This window comes from Enterobacter sp. 168J2 (assembly GCF_034107265.1).
Taxonomy (GTDB): Bacteria; Pseudomonadota; Gammaproteobacteria; order Enterobacterales; family Enterobacteriaceae; genus Enterobacter; species Enterobacter nematophilus.
On sequence record NZ_JAWNEB010000008.1, the window covers coordinates 128,564 to 148,570 of the forward strand.

Genomic DNA, 20,007 nt, shown 5'->3' on the forward strand with positions numbered 1-20,007 from the left:
TTAACGGAAGTCTATCCAGGCAAGCCAGTAACACCCTACGAAGAAAGCACGAAATCGGCACATCAGTTCTGCGACGTGCGCCATACTCCCGGCGTACAGCCATACTCGGCCTGAAAATGACGAATAAAGTGGGCGCAGTCGCTAAAACGCATCCGTCGCGCAATATCCGTGACGCTTTGCTGAGAGTTCTTCAGCAGCCAGCAGGCATAGCGCAGCCTGGCGCTGCGAATAAATTCCCGCGCCGTTTTGCCAAACTCGGCGTGAAACAGGCGGTTGAGCTGACGTTCGCTCAGCCTAACGTCCTGGGCGAGCCTGGCGGCGTTCAGCGGGTAAGTCAGATATTGTTCGATAATCATCACCGCCCTGCGCAGCCGTGAATCAGGGATCATGGCGATATTCGCAGGCCGTGGCGTGGCGGCGTCATGTGGAGGAAGTGAAAGACGCCGGGAGGTTATGGCCGCTATGTCGTCTCCCCCGTGGGCGCGGATCAGCGCCGTTGCCAGGGTGAGCGTTGAGATCCCTCCCGGGCAGGTCAGCACATCACCTTCGTCGATAAAATCGAGGCCTTGCTCAGCATAAACCTGCGGGAACCGTTGCGTGAAAACGCCATGATGATGAGGATGGATCGAGGCGCGGCGCTCGTTCAGTAAGCCTTCCTCCGCCAGAATAAAGCTCCCGGTACCAATACCTATCAGAGGAACGTTGCTGTGATGAGCATCCGTGAGAAACGCTCTGTCGCCACGGTGTCCCTGGTGAAGATGCTCCAGACCTCCACCGATCGCTGCAATATAGTCAAAGTCACCGGGCGGCGCATGGGCGGCCTCTGGCCGCACGCTGAGCCCCGAACTGCTGACTACCGGTAAGTCGGAATAAGTGCTTATCAGGCTGAGTTTAAAGCGTATTTTCTGGCTACGCTTCTGGACGCTGGATGCAATACGTAACGCCTCTATCAATCCTGAATATGCCAAAAGAGAGAAATGGGGCCACAGGAGTAAACCCATATGCAGGGATTTATTCCGTGCAGGCGTCATTCTGACGCTATCATCAATTAAAGTTTTCATTAACTTGCCGAAGAATTAATAATTACATTATCGCAACATTAATGTTGCTGTTATATTTTCCTAAGATAGGTCCTGGCTGTTAAATCAAGCATAAATGATGCCCGCAAAAACTTAAAAACATTTCTCCCTGTCGCTATCCGTTTTTTGACGTGTGGCACACATAGGTCGACAGCGCTCCCAGAATAAATAAATAATTCTCATTCTGCTGTTTCTTAATGCGCATATAAATATTCTTATTCGGATAGATAAAAAATAAGGGTTCGTACTTCTCCAGCCAGCTGTCGCTGATGTTGTCGTCCGGAAATTTCATATTGCGTATGGACGTCAGATTATAGACACTGTCTTTGCGCTCAATCTGAAAGAATACTTTGCGGTTCAACGTTTTCGCTGGGTCACTTTTCACCCGCCCATTCATGCTGAGTATTCCGCTGTTACCCTCCACGGTGTAATTCAGCCACAGAGAGAGCGTCTCATCACGGTGATGCTGGATAAAGTTCACCTGACAGGCAAAAGGCTGGATGTAATAGCGATGCCAGAGGTAATACGCCGCCACGACAGCTCCCATTAACAGGCATAGACAGAGCGCAACAAACGTTTGGCGATAGCGAACCATACTAGCGATCCTCTATAAAATAATCAGACATACAGCGGTTGGGTTCCGTCATCGGCCTGTCACAACGAATGACCGACGCGCGAGGCAGCAGGATGTATCCGCTCACATATATCCAGGGATAGTTCGCGCACTGGTCCTTAAACGGAGTGGCATAGGACAAGGCTTTATCCCGATCGCGTTGCGTTTCAATATCGCGAGAAAAATAGAGCTGACACTCGCCCATCTTCATCGCGAAGCGGTATCCGTCTACGAAATAGCTGTCATGCAGCAGGCTATGGCTGATAACGCTCATACCAGCCAGTACCAGCAATACCACCAGCGCGCCCGGCAGCCAGAAGCGGTGTACAGAGATAGTCGGGGCGACAGTCTCTTCGCAGACATCCGGAGCAGCGCATCCTTCCTCTTCAGCCTGCGGCTGCGTCTCTTTAATGGTGATTTGCGTATCGCTTGCGAGCGTCAGTCCAATGCGCGGGATAGTGACAATCGGATCGGTTTCAAACCCCACCTTCTTCAGCCCTTTACGCAGAATAGAAATGTTCTGGTAATAGGTATTAGGCGAAACCAGCATCCCCCGGCGCTGCCAGACAATATCCATGCACTCCTGTTGGGTCACAATACTTCCGACTCTCTCAATTAATAACAACAAGCAGCGGCCCGCCGGGGAATTTAATACCACCACCTGGTCAGGATTGTTGAGATTGCGTAATGTGCTGGCGGCTGGGTGAAACTCTACCAGGCCATTAATAATGTAATGCTTATGCATAGAATGGGCTAAATACCTCCGGTCAACGCCTGTTGTTCCAGTTGATTCCCTTCATGGTTAACCTGCGTATCCCTCGCCTGTGTAAGGATTAATGTGACGGATAAATGCGCAACTGTATATCCTGGCGCCTGGCGAAAAATCTTATTTTTCCTTTCTGTTTATCTGACTGGCCTGAAGTTTTCTTAACCGCCATTTAAAGCCGTCTTGACACTGACAAAACTCGACAAAGTCACCCGTTGAACGCTTTAGTCATCGTTGTCTGAATTATTCAGCGTGCTTAATTTGTTTTTTTAACAAAAAGCAGAGAGGACGCGCTCTGCCAGCGGGTTTCGAAATTACGGCTCATTCGAAAGCTGTCGTCCTGATTAATAATTTCTGCACGAAACTGTTAGCCAGCGTCAGTAACCAGCCGCCTCGCATGACGTCCTCAGACTATTTCCTTACAAAACATTTATTAAAGCTAACTTTTCAATAAAAACTACCGGTATGATTATTTACAGGCAGATAAGCAAAAGCCGGTTCAGCGAGGAGAAATTGACGCTACACCTAAACTGCACTTAAAACAAATTAAGATTAATTCAGGTTACCTCTTTTACGCCCTGGGTATAGTGGGCTCACACCGTGCAATGCTTAATTGCTTCGAAAATACAGGCATCGTTCTGCCCGGACGAGTCTCATTACAATTATAAATCGAGGGAATGACATGGCGAATAAGCTCAACAACACACGTCATTTAAATATCGCACTATTGGGTGGGGATCACTTTGCGCGCCAGGGGATCGCTGCGTTATTAAAAAATATTGCCCCGACTATGCAGATTACAGCATCGATCGATAATTACGCGGAGATCGAAACAATACTCGCGGCAAAACCGGTAGACGTGATTTTCTTATCCGGCACGGAGAAATATCATGCGGGATATGATTGTCTGAAATATATCAGGAAGATGAAAGTCCTCTATCCCGGCGTACTTATTTGCATGTATTCCGCACCGGCAAATTCCTGGCTGTGGATACGTGGCGATATAGACGCCTATATCTCGCTTCAGGACCCGCTTTATCACTGGCGAGCCAGCGTATTAAAAATGGTCGATAGCCGTTATCGCCCAACAAAGAAACCCACGGCGTTATCGCTGACGCCGGGTGAATGGAGGGTATTGAAGGAGCTCCGCAAGGGCCTGGATATGCGTTACATCGCCGAAACAGAGCAGCTTTCTTACCGTCGTGTCAGCGCGTTAAAAAGCTCAGCGATAAGAAAACTTGGGCTCAGGAACAAGACAGATTTGCTGGTCTTTTTAACCAGTTAGACCTGCTGCTTTCAGAGCAAATCTCGACATAACAACATAATGGAATCAGGACAATGAAAGCTCAATTCAATACTAAATCGCTGCTTGCGATCGCTATTGCTGCATTACTGCCAGCAGGCACGGCGCTGGCTGCCGGCACCAGCGGCGGCACGGTGAACTTTAGCGGCAAAGTGGTGACCTCCGCCTGCGCCATCAGCGCAGGAAGCGCCAACATTGACGTGGATATGGGTGAAGTGCGTACCGCGACGCTGGCGAGCCCAGGCAGTGAAGCCAGCACGGCAAAAGCCTTTGCCATCACCCTGGAAGATTGTGAAATCGCCGATACCTCGGCCTCAACGGAAGAGAACCCGATTGCCGCAACAACCGTAGCGGTCACCTTCAGCGGAACGCCGGACGGTTCCGACGTTAATAGCCTGTCCGTCGGGGCAAACGGCAGCGCCAGCTCTGCGCAAAACGTGGCCATTCGCCTTTATGACGAACAGGGCAACGTGGTGAAGTTGGGTGAACCTGCTGCGGCCATTCCTTTGCGTAAGGGTGCCAACACCCTGAACTTCAGCGCGAAATATTACTCGCCGAAGGGCAGCGCTACCGCAGGTGATGCCAGCGCCGTCGCGACCTACACCGTGACCTATTCGTAATTTACAGGCCCGGTCTGCGGGCCGGGCCTGGCTTAGCGTTAAGGAGACGCACTATGCGCGTAAATACATGGATTTGCCTGGCGGGCGCGTTATGTTCATCCGCCGTCTCTGCCGGTGGCGTGGGATTGGGCGCAACGCGAATGGTCTACTCCAGCGCCACCAATCAGGCCATGATGCAGGTGAGAAACACCCATCCCGACGCCACGTTCCTGATCCAGTCCTGGATGGAGAACGAGAAAGGCGAACGCACCAACGACTTCGTGATAACACCACCGCTGTACGTCATAAAACCGGCCAGCGAAAGCGCGGTGAAAATCATGTTTAACGGCAAAGCTCTGCCAGAGGATCGGGAGACGCTCTACTGGATGACAGTGAAAGCCATCCCACAGCAGGCTAAAAGCGGCGCCGGAAATACGCTGCAGTTTGCGTCGGCAAACCGCATCAAGGTCTTTTATCGCCCGGCGGGACTCAGTGAGAGCCCGGGAGAAGCGTGGAAAAAACTGGCCGGTGCCTACCGGGCCGGAAAGGTCACGCTCAGCAACCCCACGCCGTACTACCTCACCACCATCAACGTGAAAATTGACGGGATGCCGGTGCAGCCGGTGATGGTGCCCCCGAAAAGCAGCGTGACGCTAGCCGAAACCTTCAGCCATGCGGGCAGCATGAGCTATCAGACCATTAACGATTACGGGGCATGGACGCCCGCCACGCGCGCGTCGTTATCCCACTAATAAAAACAGTAAGGCGTGACCACGTGAAAATAAAAATCCTGTGCGCCACGGCGATCGCCCTGGTGATTCGGCAAGCCGTGGCTGCTGAAAGCGAATTGCGCTTTAACCCCGCGTTCCTCAACGGCGAGAGCGCAAACAGCGCCGATCTCGCCTGGGTCAACGCCGGGAGCGCGTTGCCGCCGGGTGATTACAACCTCAACGTGTATATCAATACCAGCTACGCGTTCACAGGTAACGTCACGTTCCGCCTTGCTGAAGACGGCACGGGTGAAGCGCTGCCCTGCCTCACGCCAGAGCAATTCGACGCGCTGGGCATCGATAGTCATCAGGCGAAGGGCGGCGCGCTGGCGCTGGCGCAACGCTGCATCTTCTTAACGAAGGCGTTTGCGGATGCGCAGTTTGATCTGGACCAGAAGACGCTCACCCTGAGCTTCACCGTACCGCAAAGTGCGATGCGCAATTTGCCGCGCGGGTACATCAGCCCGGAAAGCTGGGAGACGGGCATTCCTGCCGCGTGGCTGAATTATGTGGTCAATGGCTCGAACAATGAGTATCGCGGCGAGACGCGCACGCGGGAACAGCAGCTGTTTGCGAGCCTTAACAGCGGCGTCAACCTGGGCGCGTGGCGTCTGCGTGATTTCACCACGTGGACCAAAGACAGCAATGAGCTCACCCACGTGCAAACCTGGCTGCAGCGCGATATACGCGCCCTGCGCGCGCAGGTTTACGCCGGGGAAACGTATACATCGGCGCAGGTGTTCGATTCCGTGGGCCTGCGCGGCATCGCCCTGAAAACCGATGACAACATGCTGCCCGCCAGCCTCAGCGGCTACGCGCCTGAAGTTCGCGGCATCGCGCGTAGCAATGCCACCGTGACGGTTCGCCAGAACGGCAACATCATCTATCAAACCTCCGTTCCGCCGGGGGCGTTCGTGCTGAAAGATCTCTACCCGACCTCCTCGGGCGGCGATCTGGCGGTCACCATTCAGGAGAACGACGGCAGCAAAACGCAATACACGCTTCCCTTTGCCAGCGTGCCGAACCTGGTGCGTAACGGACAGGTGAAATATGCCCTGGGGGTCGGGAAATACCGTCCGACGAGCAACCAGGATGCGCCCGCTTTCGCGCAGGGCGAGCTGTTCTACGGCTGGCGATACGGCCTCACGTTTTACGGCGGGGCGCAGTTTGCCGATCGCTATAACGGCCTGGCCTTCGGGTTTGGGCAGAACCTTGGCCGCTTTGGCGCCTACTCCATCGACATGACCCACGCCCGCAGCCAGCTGGCTGACGATCGGCGCTACACCGGTGATTCGGTGCGCCTGCGCTACAGCAAGCTGCTGAACGATATCGGTACCCGGGTTAACTTCTTCTCGCTGCGCTACTCCACGAAAGGGTTTTATACCCTCAGCGATACCACCTACAAAGGGATGACGGGCGGATCGCCAAAGCAGACCGTGGAAAACGACGGCACCGTGACCACCCATTACGACAACGTGTACAACCTGCATATGTCGCGCAAAGCAAAAAACCAGCTGCTGCTGTCGCAGCCGATGGGGCAATACGGCTCGCTGTCGCTCTCCTGGGACCAGCAGACCTACTGGAACACGTCGAAAACCACGCAAAGCCTGCAGTTTGCGTGGAACGCCACGTTTCGTAATGTGTCGCTTGGCGTCAGCGCCCAGCGGAGCTCGAGCCTGTATGACGACAAGAAAGATAACATCCTGTCGATGTCGATTTCGGTCCCGCTGGGCAACCCGGCGCTGTCGACCCGCGCGCGCTTTTCCACAACCCATGCGGACTCAACCGGCACAACCGCCAGTACGGGCGTGAGCGGCTACCTGCCGGGCCAGGAGAATTTGTTCTATAGCGTCAACCAGCGCTACAGCGCACAACAGCACTACGGCGGCGATGCCAACCTGCAATACGAAGGCGCGTGGGGAGACTACAACCTGGGCTACAGCTACGCCAGCGACTCCCGCAACCTCAGCTACGGCATCAGCGGCGGCGCGGTACTGCATGAAGATGGCCTGACGCTAAGCCAGCCGCTCGGGAACACCAACATTCTGGTGAAAGCCCCGGGGGCCAGCAACGTCGCCGTACTTAACCACAAGGGCATTAAAACGGACCGCCGGGGCTACGCGGTGATCCCGTACGCCACGCCATACCGCGTCAACCAGGTCGCGCTGGACGTAACGACCGTCGACAACGACGTGGAGCTGGAAAATGCCATCGCCAACAAAACGCCTACCGACGGCGCCCTGGTTCGCGCCACCTTCACCACGCACCGGGGGGCAAAAGCGATGTTTATCGTGCGTCACGGCAACGACGTGCTCCCCTTCGGCACGCTGGTCTCGCTCGATGATGACAAAACCAGCGGTATCGTTGGCGATGGCGGCAGCCTGTATCTCTCCGGTTTGCCCGCGAAGGGCACGCTGAACGCCGAGTGGGGTCGCGGCAGCGGCCAGCGCTGCGCCATTTCCTATGCGTTAAGCAAGCAAAACTATAACGCCCGCATCGGTCTCTATTCTCAGGAGGTGGTATGCCAGTAATGCTTCGAATCGGCTGCATCACGCTGCTGCTGGTTTGCACCCTTCCCGTTCGCGGCTATGACGTGCTGGTCTCCGTCACCGGCAATTTGATCGGCAATACCTGCGTGGTAGCAGAGGGCTCTGAGGAGCAAAACGTGCCGCTGGGAACCATCGGCATTAAGCAGTTCAGCCGGGCCGGGGCCGTCAGCAATATTAAAACGCCCTTTACGCTCAGGCTCGAAGCGTGCGGGCCGACTTTTGCAGGCGTAAAAATTCGCTTCAGCGGCACGCCGGATGACACTAATCCGCAGCTGCTAAAAATTGCCGACGGCGGCGCAACCGGCGTGGCGGTTCAGATCCTCGATAAAGAGAACGTGCTCGTTCCTCTCAACACGCAAACCATCGCGTATGGAACGGCGGGGGATGACAGCGTACAGATGACCTTCTACGCGCAGCTGGTGGCCACCGGCGCACCCGTGAGCGCCGGGGACGTGTCAGCCTTCGCCACCTGGACAACGGAGTATTTGTGATGCGTTTACTGTTTTTTATCAGCGGGTTATTTTTCTGCGCCAGCGTACAGGCGCTGGACTGGAAATCGGACATTACGCTCTCCCCTCAGCCGATGACCTACAGCGGTCCGGCGGATTCGGTGGTTCCAGGTAAAATTATTGGTTCCACCTGGAGCGCCACCGCCAGCGTCCAGCAGGTATTCTGGTGCGGCTGGGTCTTTACCTGTTCCAAAGGCACACTGGAGCCGAGCAGTAGCGCCATTTCAAGCGGCATGACGGTCACGATCGATGGCGCGAATTACACCATTTTCGAAACGAGCGTGCCGGGCGTGGGGTATATCATCGGGCTGAAAGATTTTAACGGCTCCGCCTGGATGCCGCTGCAAAGCGGTGTTACACAAAGCTACCCGGCAGACGGTACCAGCGGTTATGCGACCAGCTTAGGCTGGTCAGCAAAAGTCACCTTTATTAAAACCGGTGCCGCCCTGAAATCCGGCATCTATCAAATCCCCACCATCGAAGCCGCGGTATTAACCGCCTATAACAACGAGACGAAAACGGCGCGGGTGATTATCAGCCCGACCACCATCACGGTGACCGCCAGCGGGTGCACGGTCGGCAGTAAAAACGCCAGCGTGGCGCTGGGCACCATTGATATTCGCACCTTGCCCACGGTGGGAAGCACGTCGCCATCGGGGACGTTTACCGTTGGCCTGACCTGCGACGCGAACGTGGCGGTTCACGCGGTGATGACCGATCAGACCACGCCGTCAAATACGTCGTCGGTGGTGACGCTGACCGGAGACTCCACGGCGTCCGGCGTTGGGGTGCAATTTTTCTACAACGGCACCGGCCCGCTGATGATGGGGCCGGACAGCTCGGCAGCGGGCGCGACGGGCCAGTTTTTTATCCAGAGCACTGCCGCAGCACAAACGCTCACCCTGCCGTTCCAGGCGCAATACATCCGAACCGGAGAGCTGGTCCCCGGCTCGGCCAATGCGCTGGCCAGCATTACGTTTTCCTACCAGTAGGGGCTAGTGCTTCACCCACACCAGTTGGTCAACCCGGAAGCCCAGACTGCGCGCGGTGTTCAGGTAATCCTGCTTCACCGCATCCGGGATGGTCGGCGTGCGCGACAGGATCCACAGGTAGTCGCGGTTCGGGCCGCTAACCAGCGCATACTGATACTTATCGTCCAGCTTGATCACGTTATACCCACCGTAGAACGGGCCGAAGAACGACACCTTCAGCGCGGCGGTGGTCGGCTCGCCGGTAAAGTACGCTTTCCCTTCGCTCTCGTTCCACTTGTTCTTCACCGGATCAAAACCCCGGTTGAGCACGCTGATGCCGCCGTCGCTGCGCTCGCCATAGGTCGCCGTCACCTGCTCCAGACCGCGTTCAAAGCGGTTTTCCAGACGAGCGACTTCGTACCATTTGCCGAGATAGCGGCTGGCTTCAAAGTTGGTAATAGGCTGCACGCCTTTCGGCGGAGTGGGGGATTTACAGGCGACCAGCGTCAGGGCAATCGCAACACCGGTCACAACAGGCCATAGCTTCATGAGAATTCCTTTCATTTGCACGGTTGGAAGTTAAGTGTAGTGCACCCTTTCGGCGCTTCATCCCGTTCGGGAAAATTCGTAGTATATTGAGAGTATTCCTCCACTCTGGACACGGACATGGCTTACTCCATCGGCGAATTCGCCAGACTCAGCGGCATCACCGCCACCACCCTGCGGGCGTGGCAGCGTCGCTACGGTTTACTCAAGCCCCAGCGCACGGAAGGCGGCCACCGCCAGTACAGCGATGAGGACGTCCAGCAGGCGCTCAAAATCCTCGACTGGGTAAAAAAAGGCGTCCCGATTGGCCAGGTGAAACCGCTGCTGGAACGTCCGACGCTGGGGCGGACCAACAACTGGCAAACCCTGCAGCAGAACATGCTGCAACGCCTGCAGGACGGCAAAGTCGAGTCCCTGCGCCAGATGATTTACGACGCCGGACGCGAATACCCAAGACCCGAACTGGTCGCGAACGTACTGCGTCCGCTGCGCAGCCAGGTCTCGGCCAACGTCGCCGCCGCCATGACCCTGCGCGCGATCCTCGACGGCATCATCATCGCCTACACCTCGTTTTGCCTCGAAGGCGATAAAAAAGCGCCGGGTGATAACATTCTGCTCAGCGGCTGGCACCTGAATGACCCGTGCGAGATCTGGCTCGAAGCCTTAACGCGCACCGGACAGGGCCACCGGATCGACATCCTGCCGGTTCCCCCTGATGCGCTGGCACCGGAGATTTTCCCGGAGCGGAAATGGCTGCTGGTCACCAGCGGCAAGCTCACCGCCGGGCGGAAAAAGCAGGTGGAACAGTGGCAGCAGCAGGTATCGCTTGAAGTGATTATCCTCTGATAATTTTCTCCTGCGGGAATCTTCACGAAAAGTTGAATATTTTCCCGCGCCGCAGATGCTAACGTTTTCCTGTGACGACTAACTCAACAGGAAAACACCATGAAAAAAACTATCCCTCTGCTGATCCTGGCCTCGATGGCCTTTGCTCCTGCCGCCTTTAGCGCCCCTGCCGGCACGCTAAGCGTCCACATTCTCGACCAGCAAACCGGAATGCCGCCATCAGACGTTACCGTTACGCTGGAAAAGCAGCAGCAGGATAAATGGACTCAGGTCGCCAGCGGCAAAACCGACCACGATGGCCGTATCAAATCACTCTATCCGCAGGATCAGGACATGCAGCCCGGCGTGTATAAAGTGACCTTCAAAACCGCAGAGTACTTCCACGGTAAAAAGCTGGACACCTTCTTCCCGGAGATCCCGGTGCTGTTTACCGTGACCCGCACCAACGAGAAGCTACACATCCCGCTTCTGCTTAGCCAGTACGGTTACTCGACCTACAAGGGCAGTTAAGACGCATTGATTTTAAAGGATTATAAAAAATAGTTCCGCGAATACTTGGACAAATTAGTCATGTTGTGTAAGTTTTAGTTATATGAACGGGAGGACTACACCATGACAACGAAACCTGTGCTCGGTATTAGCGGATGTTTGACCGGATCCGCCGTTCGCTTTGACGGCGGACACAAACGCATGGGCTTCGTCATGGATGAGCTGGCCCAGTGGGTGAATTTCAGGCCCGTCTGCCCGGAGATGGCCATCGGCCTGCCTACGCCTCGTCCGGCGCTGCGTCTTATCGTCACGACAGACGGTGAAACGCAGATGCGCTTCAGCCACGCCCCTCACGAAGACGTTACGCAGAAAATGGCTGACTTTGCGGCAGATTATTTGCCGAAAATCGGCGATCTCGCAGGCTTTGTTGTCTGTGCAAAATCCCCAAGCTGCGGCATGGAACGCGTGCGGCTGTACGATGAAAACGGCAACCGGGGCCGCAAGGAGGGGGTCGGGCTGTTCACCGCCGCCCTCCTTGAAACCTTGCCGTGGCTGCCCGTGGAAGAAGACGGACGCCTGCACGATCCGGTGCTGCGGGAAAACTTCGTCGAGCGCGTTTTTGCGCTGCACGAACTGAACACGCTGCGTAAAAATGGCCTCACGCGCCGCGCGCTGCTGGACTTCCACAGCCGCTATAAGCTTCAGCTGCTGGCGCACCACCAGGCGGGTTACCGTGAAATCGGTCCGTTCGTTGCCTCGCTGCACGAGTGGGAAGACCTGGACGCCTTTTTCGTGGCGTACCGGGAAAAGCTGATGACCATCCTGAAAAAACCTGCTTCACGGAAGAATCACACCAACGTACTGATGCATATTCAGGGGTATTTCCGTAACCAGCTGAACAGCCGCCAGCGCGGCGAGCTGCGCGACGTGATCCTGCACTATCGCAACGGACAGTTGCCTATCCTCGCGCCGATCACGCTGCTGAAGCACTACCTGGCCGAGTACCCCGACCGGTATCTGATGACGCAAAACTACTTTGATCCCTATCCTGATGATTTGGGTCTGCGTCTGGCAGTTAAGTGATCATAAAAATGCGAAGGCCCCATTGACCCGTAGAGGCCCAAAGCAGTACCCCGTTTAGACGACATCCTCACTGTCGTCTCTTTTTTGCATTTCATCTCAAAGACTGTGATTATATACAGGCTTATTCTGCAAAAGGGGCCTGCCTGTGATCAACACCCTGCACATTCAAAACTACCGCTCCATCCGCGAGATGTCGCTGGAGCTGGAGCAGCTCAACATCGTCTTCGGGCCGAACGGTACCGGAAAATCCAATATTTACAAGGCGATATACCTGATGCACAGCGCCGCCCAGGGGCAGTTTTCCCAGGCGCTGGCGAACGAGGGCGGCATTCTGAAGGTGTTCTGGGCAGGCAAAACCCGCAGCGACCAGCTGCGGCGGATGAATCTGGCGGTGGAAACCGAATCCTACGAATACGAGCTGCAGGTCGGATTTGTGGAGAAGCTGCCGTATCCCTCGCAGTTTCAACTCGACCCGGTGATCAAAGAGGAGTCCATCTGGCTGAGCGGCCAGCACCGTCGGCCTTCGTCACAGCTGATGAAGCGCAGGAATCAGGCCGTGTTTCTGAACAACGTGCATCATGAAAAAGTGACCCACAGCGGCACGCTGTATGAGAACGAATCGGTATTCGGGCAGCTCGGCGAACCGCATCTTTACCCGGAAGTGTCGCAGATGCGCGAGTCCCTGCGTAACTGGCGCTTTTATCATGAGTTTTCCGTCTCATCCGGCTCGGCGATGCGCGCCCCGCAGGTCGGTTTCCGCTCTCCGGTACTGGCCAGCGACGGCGCTAACCTGGCGGCGGCGTTTCAGACCATCGTGGAGATTGGCGACGAGCTGCTGCTGATGCGCATTCTCGACCAGGCCTTCCCCGGCTGCGTGTTTTATAGCGACAACACCGGCGGACGTTTTCGCATGATGATGCAGCGCGAGGGGCTAAGCAGGCCGCTGGAACCGGCGGAGTTCTCCGACGGCACCCTGCGCTTTCTGTGCCTGGCGGTAGCGCTGTTAAGCCCGCGCCCACCGGCGTTTATCGCGTTGAACGAACCGGAGAACAGCCTGCACCCGCAGATGCTGCCCGCGCTGGCGAGCTTAATCGCCGAGGCCAGCCGCTACTCGCAGATCTGGCTCACCAGCCACTCGCCGGAGCTGGCGACGTTGATTGAGAAGCAGAGATCGTTCTCGCTGTATCAGCTGTCGATGGCGGAGGGGGAGACGAGGGTGGAGAGGCTGGGGTAGTCTCCAGAGGCACGGAGACTGTTTTGCAATATCTCGCTTCAGTGAAGCATGCCAATAAAGAAAACCAGATATCCGGCCCGGCTTAACCATAAAAAAGGGCTGATGAGGCCGGACCGCCGGAGATTAATCAACTCACTGAAAGATGCAAATCAATCATTAATGGTTGAGAAGAATAAAATCACCTAATCTTAGGTGGAATTAAAAATATGAACATTTTTAAAGTATTAATTTCCATATATTAGAGCCCTGACAATCGCTCTATCTTTAATTAAAAAAAGTTACTCATACGAGCATAAGGAGATGAATTTTCGATTACGTCTCAATGATAATCTTTAGCGATCACCCACAGCTTAAAGAGTCAAAGGTTTTAATTAAAATGTAATCCTATATAAAGAAACCATTGACTTCAAGACTCAAGGTGATCATAAAAGAGAATCTAGTCATCAATTAGCCATTTTTAAGAAATGATCTTTCCAAAATGGAGTTGACTTTTAAATCATCTTCTGGATGATACTTTAAATATTTATCGCAAGCTTTTGCAAGGTATTTATAACAAATACTTTCACTTACAATGATCGTATCGCTATCATCTGGAGGATAGCCATATGAAAATTCAACCCCTTCAAAATGCTCTTCCTCAAAGCAACTGTCCATATCAGGAAAGCTGCAATATGCGCCATCAAGATGGAAACTATTTTTTTCGGCCATGTAACCGATAGCCTTAATGAACAATCCACTTCCGTACATTCGATCGAAGTATGACTTAATAATCCAATATGGATCACTTTTATCATATGGTTGTCCAAATAATTCTTTGCTCATTTTATTACCTTTCACTGAGGATGGAAATTATTGACCATGCCAGTAGCTTTATCGATATAAACTCTAAAACTCACACCTCCAGCATGGGCATCATATGCCTGCAACCCCTGTTTCATAGCTGCCTCATAACCGCTGGCTGCTGCTTGTTGTCCTAACTCCAACATTTTGCTATCAGTGAAAACATTAGGATCATAAATAGTTTTAGGTAACTCTGCAGCTTTGTATCCAGTCACATTTCCGGCTCTATCGTAGGACGGTATCTGATAAGTTACTTGAGTTATTCCTTTTGTCTCAGTATACGTTTTACTAACAATTTTGACATTGTATTTTTTTGCCGCAGCATAAAATTCCTCTGCATTATGCGCGCCAGTTATGCCTTTTTTCTGCGAGTAGCCATCAAGTGTTGAAAGATGAGCAGGCTGGTTTATTTTAAAGCTAATTCCGTCAGGATAAGTTACTTCTGCAACGTTACCTGTGGTTTTTATTGTAGCTTTTTGACCGGATGCCGTTTCAACAACAGTTGTTTTTGGTGTTACAGAATCAGTTCCTTTCATTCCTGCAATGATGCTCACAATCGCATGTGTCTGCATTGCGTCATCATAGGCTTTAGCCACTTCATCCCATTTTTTGCCAGTACTATCAACTATACCCTTAATTGCCGCATCGCGAGTAATGCTCCCAGAATCAAGACCTTCCATAATTGCGGCAGCATTACTGTAATCTTCTGGGAAGATGTCCTTGTATGATAATCTATAACCCGCAGCGCTATCGCCATATCCTTCCAATGCTTTCTGTGCTTGTACAACAAGTTGCCCACAGCCTGCGCTGCTCTTATTGCCCTGAGTACATACATCCAGAATTTGCTGATCGCGGGTTTTATCCATGGCGTTGATATCAGCAAGTTCTTGCGTTAGCGTCTGGCGTTCTTCTGCGGTTAAATCACCGCTCTCAAGCTCATGTTCAACCTGTTTTTTACGCTCGGCCTCTTTATGATTAAGGTAGTTGTAACGCACAGAATCTATTGAAGCCGCCGCCCCCGACTGCGCCCCGTTCGTTCCGGCAATGATCCCACCAATGGTGGCGCCGCTTATCGCTGCCGCCCACTGAACAATTGCCCCTTTCTCACTTTCACCGAGTGAAGTGTGGGTGCCCAGATAATCCGTTACCATTTCGCCAAAGGCTTCGCTGCTAAGACCTGCAACACCACCAGCCAAGGCATTACCGCCACCCAGGCTCGCTTGAAGCGCACCAATTACGCCATGAATAGCGGCTTTCTCTTTGCTGTCTGCACCCCAGCCCATTTTAGCGCCGAGGTCGCCAGCAGCCTGATTCGCGATCTGACCGAACAGGCCGGCTAATTCCTGCTGCTCCTGAACTTTTTCTTTGTCGAAGATCTTATCAATATGGCCGTTGGCGTTATGCGTATCGCGACTTAACTCAGCGACATCCTGTTGTTGATTTTCCTTTTCACGAATGGTTATTGCGCCGTCAGCTATTGCAGAATGTGTCGTGCCGGACGTATCGCCATGCGCCCCTATTCCAATAACTGGTACTGCGCTACCGCCGCTTCCATTCTTGTCGCCTGCATACCCTGCACTGATTCCTTTCGTGTCTGAGCTATATTCGGCATTGTTATGGATGTCACGCCAGCCAAGCGTGCCCGTTTCCAGAGAGTTTTTATCCGCTGTAGATGTGCTGGCGATGACAGCCCCGTCCAGCTGCGTGTGTTTGCCGACGGTGATATCAAAACCCTTTTCCCCCGCAAAAAGGCCGCTCTGCTCACCGACGCTCGCATACTCACTTTTAGTTTTGCTGTTACTGATGTTGAGTGAAGCTGACCCCGTCATGGTACCGAACGTGAAACTGGCTCCCCCGCTGACGTCTTTCTGCCAGCTGCGGTAGTCATCAGTATCCTGCAGGCTGGTTATCAGCAGGTCGCGGCCCGCATCGGCAGTAATTTTGTCACCCAGCGCCTGCGCACCGGCAATGACCATGTCACGTCCGCTGCTCATGCTTAGATCGTCGCGGGCATTGACACGGCTATTCACATGCTCAGTCGTTTTCCCGTCATCACCACCTTTGGACTGATAGCCACTCGCCTGAACACCAATCCCTGTTTCCTTTCCGACCGAGACATGCACACCAGCCGCCCACCCACTACTGTTGTTAGAGCTTTTTTGATCACGATTATTGGAGGCAGCATTAAGTATCAGATCGTTCTGCGCCACTAGCGTAACGTTATTTCCCGTTACACCACTGCCTGTAATATGCAAATCGCCGCTCGCCCCATTATTTCCGGTAGCGACCATATTCACGTCGCCTCCGGCTGTGAGCGTGCTGCCTCGGACTTCATTTTGCTTCAGTTCTGAAGTGGATTTGCTTTTGCTTGAGCCAATATTCAGTTCAACCCGAACAGCATTCATGTCACCACCGGCAGCACCACCAGCCATGGAAGCCACGCCAGAGCCGGCAACCCAGGCTTCCTGCGCGGCTTTTACGCCATAAAGTGCCTTCAGGCGATCGTTGCTGACTTCAGTGCCGCGCTTAATGGCGTTATTTGCCGCCATTGCCGCATCAGTAATGGCAGACGAAACGGACAGCGTCAGGCCACTTTTCTTCTGTTCATACGTTTCTTTTCGGCGAAGCAGATCATTGCCCGGGTCAACTGCAATTTCTCCGGCAGCTACATTCAGGTTTTTAGCAGCGATTACATCTGCACCGCTAATATGTGCTTTGCTGTCCGCAATAATGCTGACATTACCGCCAGTGGAGCCGATGGTACTCACGCTCTGGCTTTGCGTCGTGCCGTCTTCGTTAACCCGGTGACGAGTGGAATTGGTCCCGATCGTAAAGCCGATACCACCGCTACCCATCAGGCCGCTGGTTTTCTTCTCTTTCAAATGATATGAAGATTGCTCATTGGTCGCGGCCACAACATTGACATCGTTACCCGCTTTGAGAACAACATCACTATCACCAATGATCGAAGATCCCTTCACTGTCACATCATTTCCGGCTGTGACAGTGACGTTATTTCCACTGAACGATGATCCTTTCTCGTAAGTCGCACTCTCCTCATCGATAGTGTGCGTAGTGGTTTTCTTGAAGAGTCCTTTCTTAGTTTTGGTCTCCTCTTTGTAGTGATAATCGCTTTCGGTTGCGGTATCGAGGCTGACGTCGCGGCCTGCCGCCACGCCGATATCGCCCTTCGCCGTCACCTGCGCGGCTTCGGTGGTGACATCGCGTCCGGCGAGGATCTGCGTATTCGCCCCGCTGGCGATCTCCGTTCCCTGCTGGCGCACGGACTGGTTGATCTCGACTTTTTTCTTCGCGCTGTATTTATCGCTGGTTGTAGACTCTGCCGCCAGCAGATCGATATCCCGCCCAGCCTGCAGCCCCACGCGCTCCTGTGCGGCAAGCGCTGCGGCGTTACTGCGCAGATCGCGGCCTGCGGCCAGCGTCAGATCGTCGCCAGCGCTAATGACTGTACGCGTATTATCCGTCTTCAGGGAATCCGTTTTCGCGGTCTGGCTGTGGCGGCTATTCTGCGCCACATCCAGCACCAGATCGTTGCCCGCCCAAAGCGCAGCGCTGCCTCCGGCCGTCAGATTGCTGCCCGTAACGTTCAGATCGTGCCCCGCCTGCAGTCCAAGGTTGCCCCCGCTGTTTACCGTACTGCCCTGGTTGGTGACGATCTCATTAAGATTGCGGCCAAAACGATCGCGCGTCACCAGCTGATTCCCGATAATAGAGATATCATCAAGCGCTTTTAACAACATATCGCCACCCGCGCTGAGGTTAGCGCCGGTATTGATGATATCTTTCCCGGCGCTCAGGGTCAGGCTGTCCGTCGCGTTGATGGAAGCAAGTGCGCCCAGGTCGGTTTGCGTCAGCGAGACGGCCTGGCTGTTCCATCCGTTCGTGGCGCCCGAGATAGTCCACTGGTTGGTCAGCGTCTGGTTAATAATGCTGCCCCCCACGCTCTCAAGGCTAACCTTCTGCCCGCTGATGGTTGACCCCACGTTATTGATATCGCCCAGGGCGCTAAGCTGCAGGCTTCCGCTGGAACCGATCAGGCCGCCATTGATGTTATTGATTGTGCTCTGGCTGCTGGCTGCCAGCAGGCTTTTACCCTGCAGCGTACTGCCGTCATTCGTGATGCTGCCGGCATTAAGGATCACCTGGTTCCCGGCGATAATGCTCCCTTTGTTAAACGCCACATCCTTCGCCGACAGGTACAGCCTTGGCACGAGGACATTTTGCCCCTCGATCACCGTGTTTTCCCACCACAGGATACTGGAATCCAGCGAGGCAACCTGCTCTTCCGACAGGCTGACGCCGAGCTGTAACCCCAGCTTATCCCGGGCCTGAGCGGCGCGATCGATCAGATACTGCATCTGCTCAAGGTCGGAGCCCACGCCGTTAACGTAGCGGCTACCGGTCTCGTTCAGGATCTGATTGCTGACGTAGCGGGTGTCAAAGGCCGCATCGCCCAGGAAACGGTAATCATATTCCGGACGCAGATTCAGACGCGCCAGGAAATAATCCGACCCCAGGAACTGCGTGGCATCGGTATAGGTTGTACGGGTTTCCTGCGGTGCCGAAGGCGGCGTCGTCCCGGCCAGCTTGTACAAATCATTAAACAGGCTGCTGTCCAGCTGACCTAAACCCGCCAGTTTCGGGTTGGTAACAATCAGATACGGGCTTTTCGGATCGCGGTTTGCCACAAAATAGCCGTTATTATTGGCCGGTAGCGGATAGTCGCTCAGCTTAATCGGCGAACCATTGCGGGTCAGCGCTGGGGCAACTGACGAGATATCGGTAAGCGAAATTGGGCGGTAGTTATAACCCGGTGGGGGAGGCGTTTTCCCGCCGCTGGAAAGCGAAATGATCTGAGCCGTTACCGCAGCGATTTCACCGATCTTATCGCGGGAAGCCAGAGAGGATGTCCCGCTTGTCCCCGACTGCTGCTGCCCCGCCAGCACCACGGCATCGCTGGCAATAGTCGTATGCTTGCCACCCGCGCTGCCGGGAACCACCAGGGCTGCACCGGTCCCGGTTAAATCAACCGGCGTACCGTTCGCACCGTTCTGGGTGGTTAAACCCGTTGCCTGCAGGTGAACGTCGGCCAGCTTGCCGCCAGCCTGGCCAAAATCACCGATGCTCTGTGGATGGTTATCAATCGATGCCAGACCGTTATTACCGGCATTGCGGCTGGTGAGCGCTTCCGCATTACCTATGCCATTCCCACCGCCGGGCAGGTTAATGGTTGCCTGCGGTGCAGTAACGCTCTGGTTGGTTGCCGCACCGAGTCCGGTGGCCTTAGCGCCAGACGCAACCGTCGGGCCGCCCGACAGGTTCAACCCGGGGGCACTGAGCTCAGGCTTATAGCCAGGAGCGTTCGCCGTGGTGGAGGTATTGCTTATATTGTTGCTGAAGCTGGCGACTACCGCACCGCCGGCCTGGATAACGGCGCGATAAACGTCTCCGCTGGTCCCTTCAGTGGTCACACTGTCAAGAACATAGCTAATCGATTTTGATACCAGCTTGTCATAGCTTCGCGTGGTCTCATCAGGTCTGGGGGCATATTTATTGCCTACCCCATAGCGATAAACGTTATAAACCGTCGACGTGCCGTTTAGCCATGACTGGTTATTTAAGGTACTTCCTGAAAGCTGAATATTTCTGTTCGCCAGAATCGACGACGCCATATTTTCAACGTTATCAGACCGGGCGATGATGTCTCTGCCGGACGCAATGCGGGACTGCTGCCCCTTCGCGCTCACGGAAACCGAAACAGTTTTAACGGCAACTTTTTGAACATCCGC

15 protein-coding genes and 1 pseudogene are annotated in these 20,007 nt (G+C 54.4%); 10 read left to right on the forward strand and 6 right to left on the reverse strand.

Translation table 11 applies throughout. The annotated features are described in order from the left end of the window. Positions 1 to 62: 62 nt before the first annotated feature. The 3 genes from USG84_RS18930 to USG84_RS18940 all read right to left on the reverse strand — a co-directional run bounded on the left by USG84_RS18930 (position 63) and on the right by USG84_RS18940 (position 2,437). Positions 63 to 1,001 (reverse strand): GlxA family transcriptional regulator, encoded by a 939-nt coding sequence (locus USG84_RS18930; RefSeq protein ID WP_080441978.1) that lies wholly within the window; start codon positions 999 to 1,001, stop codon positions 63 to 65. Positions 1,002 to 1,194: 193 nt separating this feature from the next. After that, complete coding sequence (locus USG84_RS18935; protein ID WP_151412325.1) at positions 1,195 to 1,674, reverse strand: hypothetical protein; 480 nt, start codon at positions 1,672 to 1,674, stop codon at positions 1,195 to 1,197. 1 nt (position 1,675) lies between these two features. Then, positions 1,676 to 2,437: a winged helix-turn-helix domain-containing protein gene (locus tag USG84_RS18940; protein WP_253540206.1), complete on the reverse strand. Its 762-nt coding sequence runs from the start codon at positions 2,435 to 2,437 to the stop codon at positions 1,676 to 1,678. A gap of 703 nt (positions 2,438 to 3,140) precedes the next feature. On the opposite strand from USG84_RS18940, the gene USG84_RS18945 reads away from it, so the two are divergent. The 6 genes from USG84_RS18945 to USG84_RS18970 are packed head-to-tail and all read left to right on the forward strand — an operon-like array spanning position 3,141 to position 9,180. Beyond that, positions 3,141 to 3,743 (forward strand): helix-turn-helix transcriptional regulator, encoded by a 603-nt coding sequence (locus USG84_RS18945; RefSeq protein WP_151412324.1) that lies wholly within the window; start codon positions 3,141 to 3,143, stop codon positions 3,741 to 3,743. Between the two features lie 53 nt (positions 3,744 to 3,796). Then, a complete protein-coding gene (locus tag USG84_RS18950; RefSeq protein WP_151412323.1) occupies positions 3,797 to 4,381 on the forward strand; it encodes a fimbrial protein in 585 nt (194 codons plus the stop codon). 53 nt (positions 4,382 to 4,434) lie between these two features. Continuing rightward, positions 4,435 to 5,112, forward strand: coding sequence for a molecular chaperone (locus tag USG84_RS18955; RefSeq protein ID WP_151412322.1), 678 nt, complete (start codon positions 4,435 to 4,437; stop codon positions 5,110 to 5,112). Between the two features lie 23 nt (positions 5,113 to 5,135). Next, complete coding sequence (locus tag USG84_RS18960) at positions 5,136 to 7,661, forward strand: fimbria/pilus outer membrane usher protein (RefSeq protein ID WP_320738420.1); 2,526 nt, start codon at positions 5,136 to 5,138, stop codon at positions 7,659 to 7,661. Beyond that, entirely contained in the window at positions 7,652 to 8,170 is a 519-nt protein-coding gene (locus tag USG84_RS18965) for a fimbrial protein (protein ID WP_151412321.1), read from the forward strand. Before USG84_RS18960 ends, USG84_RS18965 begins: the two co-directional genes overlap by 10 nt. Then, positions 8,170 to 9,180, forward strand: a complete 1,011-nt coding sequence (locus USG84_RS18970; RefSeq protein ID WP_151412320.1) for a fimbrial protein — start codon at positions 8,170 to 8,172, stop codon at positions 9,178 to 9,180. The genes USG84_RS18965 and USG84_RS18970 overlap by 1 nt, the downstream gene beginning before the upstream one ends. A gap of 3 nt (positions 9,181 to 9,183) precedes the next feature. On the opposite strand, the gene USG84_RS18975 is transcribed toward USG84_RS18970, so the two are convergent. Continuing rightward, on the reverse strand, positions 9,184 to 9,708 hold the full coding sequence (locus tag USG84_RS18975) for a lipocalin family protein (RefSeq protein WP_061096661.1): 525 nt from the start codon (positions 9,706 to 9,708) through the stop codon (positions 9,184 to 9,186). Between the two features lie 117 nt (positions 9,709 to 9,825). Here USG84_RS18975 and USG84_RS18980 point away from each other — a divergent pair, with 117 nt between their 5' ends. The 4 genes from USG84_RS18980 to USG84_RS18995 all read left to right on the forward strand — a co-directional run bounded on the left by USG84_RS18980 (position 9,826) and on the right by USG84_RS18995 (position 13,357). Next, complete coding sequence (locus tag USG84_RS18980) at positions 9,826 to 10,551, forward strand: MerR family transcriptional regulator (RefSeq protein ID WP_193805414.1); 726 nt, start codon at positions 9,826 to 9,828, stop codon at positions 10,549 to 10,551. Between the two features lie 99 nt (positions 10,552 to 10,650). Further along, positions 10,651 to 11,061: a hydroxyisourate hydrolase gene (uraH, locus tag USG84_RS18985; RefSeq protein ID WP_151412319.1), complete on the forward strand. Its 411-nt coding sequence runs from the start codon at positions 10,651 to 10,653 to the stop codon at positions 11,059 to 11,061. Between the two features lie 102 nt (positions 11,062 to 11,163). Next, positions 11,164 to 12,123, forward strand: coding sequence for a YbgA family protein (locus USG84_RS18990; RefSeq protein WP_253540198.1), 960 nt, complete (start codon positions 11,164 to 11,166; stop codon positions 12,121 to 12,123). 145 nt (positions 12,124 to 12,268) lie between these two features. Next, positions 12,269 to 13,357: an AAA family ATPase gene (locus USG84_RS18995; RefSeq protein WP_151412318.1), complete on the forward strand. Its 1,089-nt coding sequence runs from the start codon at positions 12,269 to 12,271 to the stop codon at positions 13,355 to 13,357. A gap of 447 nt (positions 13,358 to 13,804) precedes the next feature. Here USG84_RS18995 and cdiI read toward each other — a convergent pair whose 3' ends face one another. Together cdiI and USG84_RS24080 are read right to left on the reverse strand one after the other, a co-directional pair. Beyond that, on the reverse strand, positions 13,805 to 14,179 hold the full coding sequence (gene cdiI, locus USG84_RS19000) for a ribonuclease toxin immunity protein CdiI (RefSeq protein ID WP_151412317.1): 375 nt from the start codon (positions 14,177 to 14,179) through the stop codon (positions 13,805 to 13,807). An 11-nt stretch (positions 14,180 to 14,190) separates the two neighbouring features. Next, positions 14,191 to 18,741: pseudogene (locus USG84_RS24080) on the reverse strand (hemagglutinin repeat-containing protein); the annotation flags it as partial. Between the last annotated feature and the right edge of the window lie 1,266 nt (positions 18,742 to 20,007).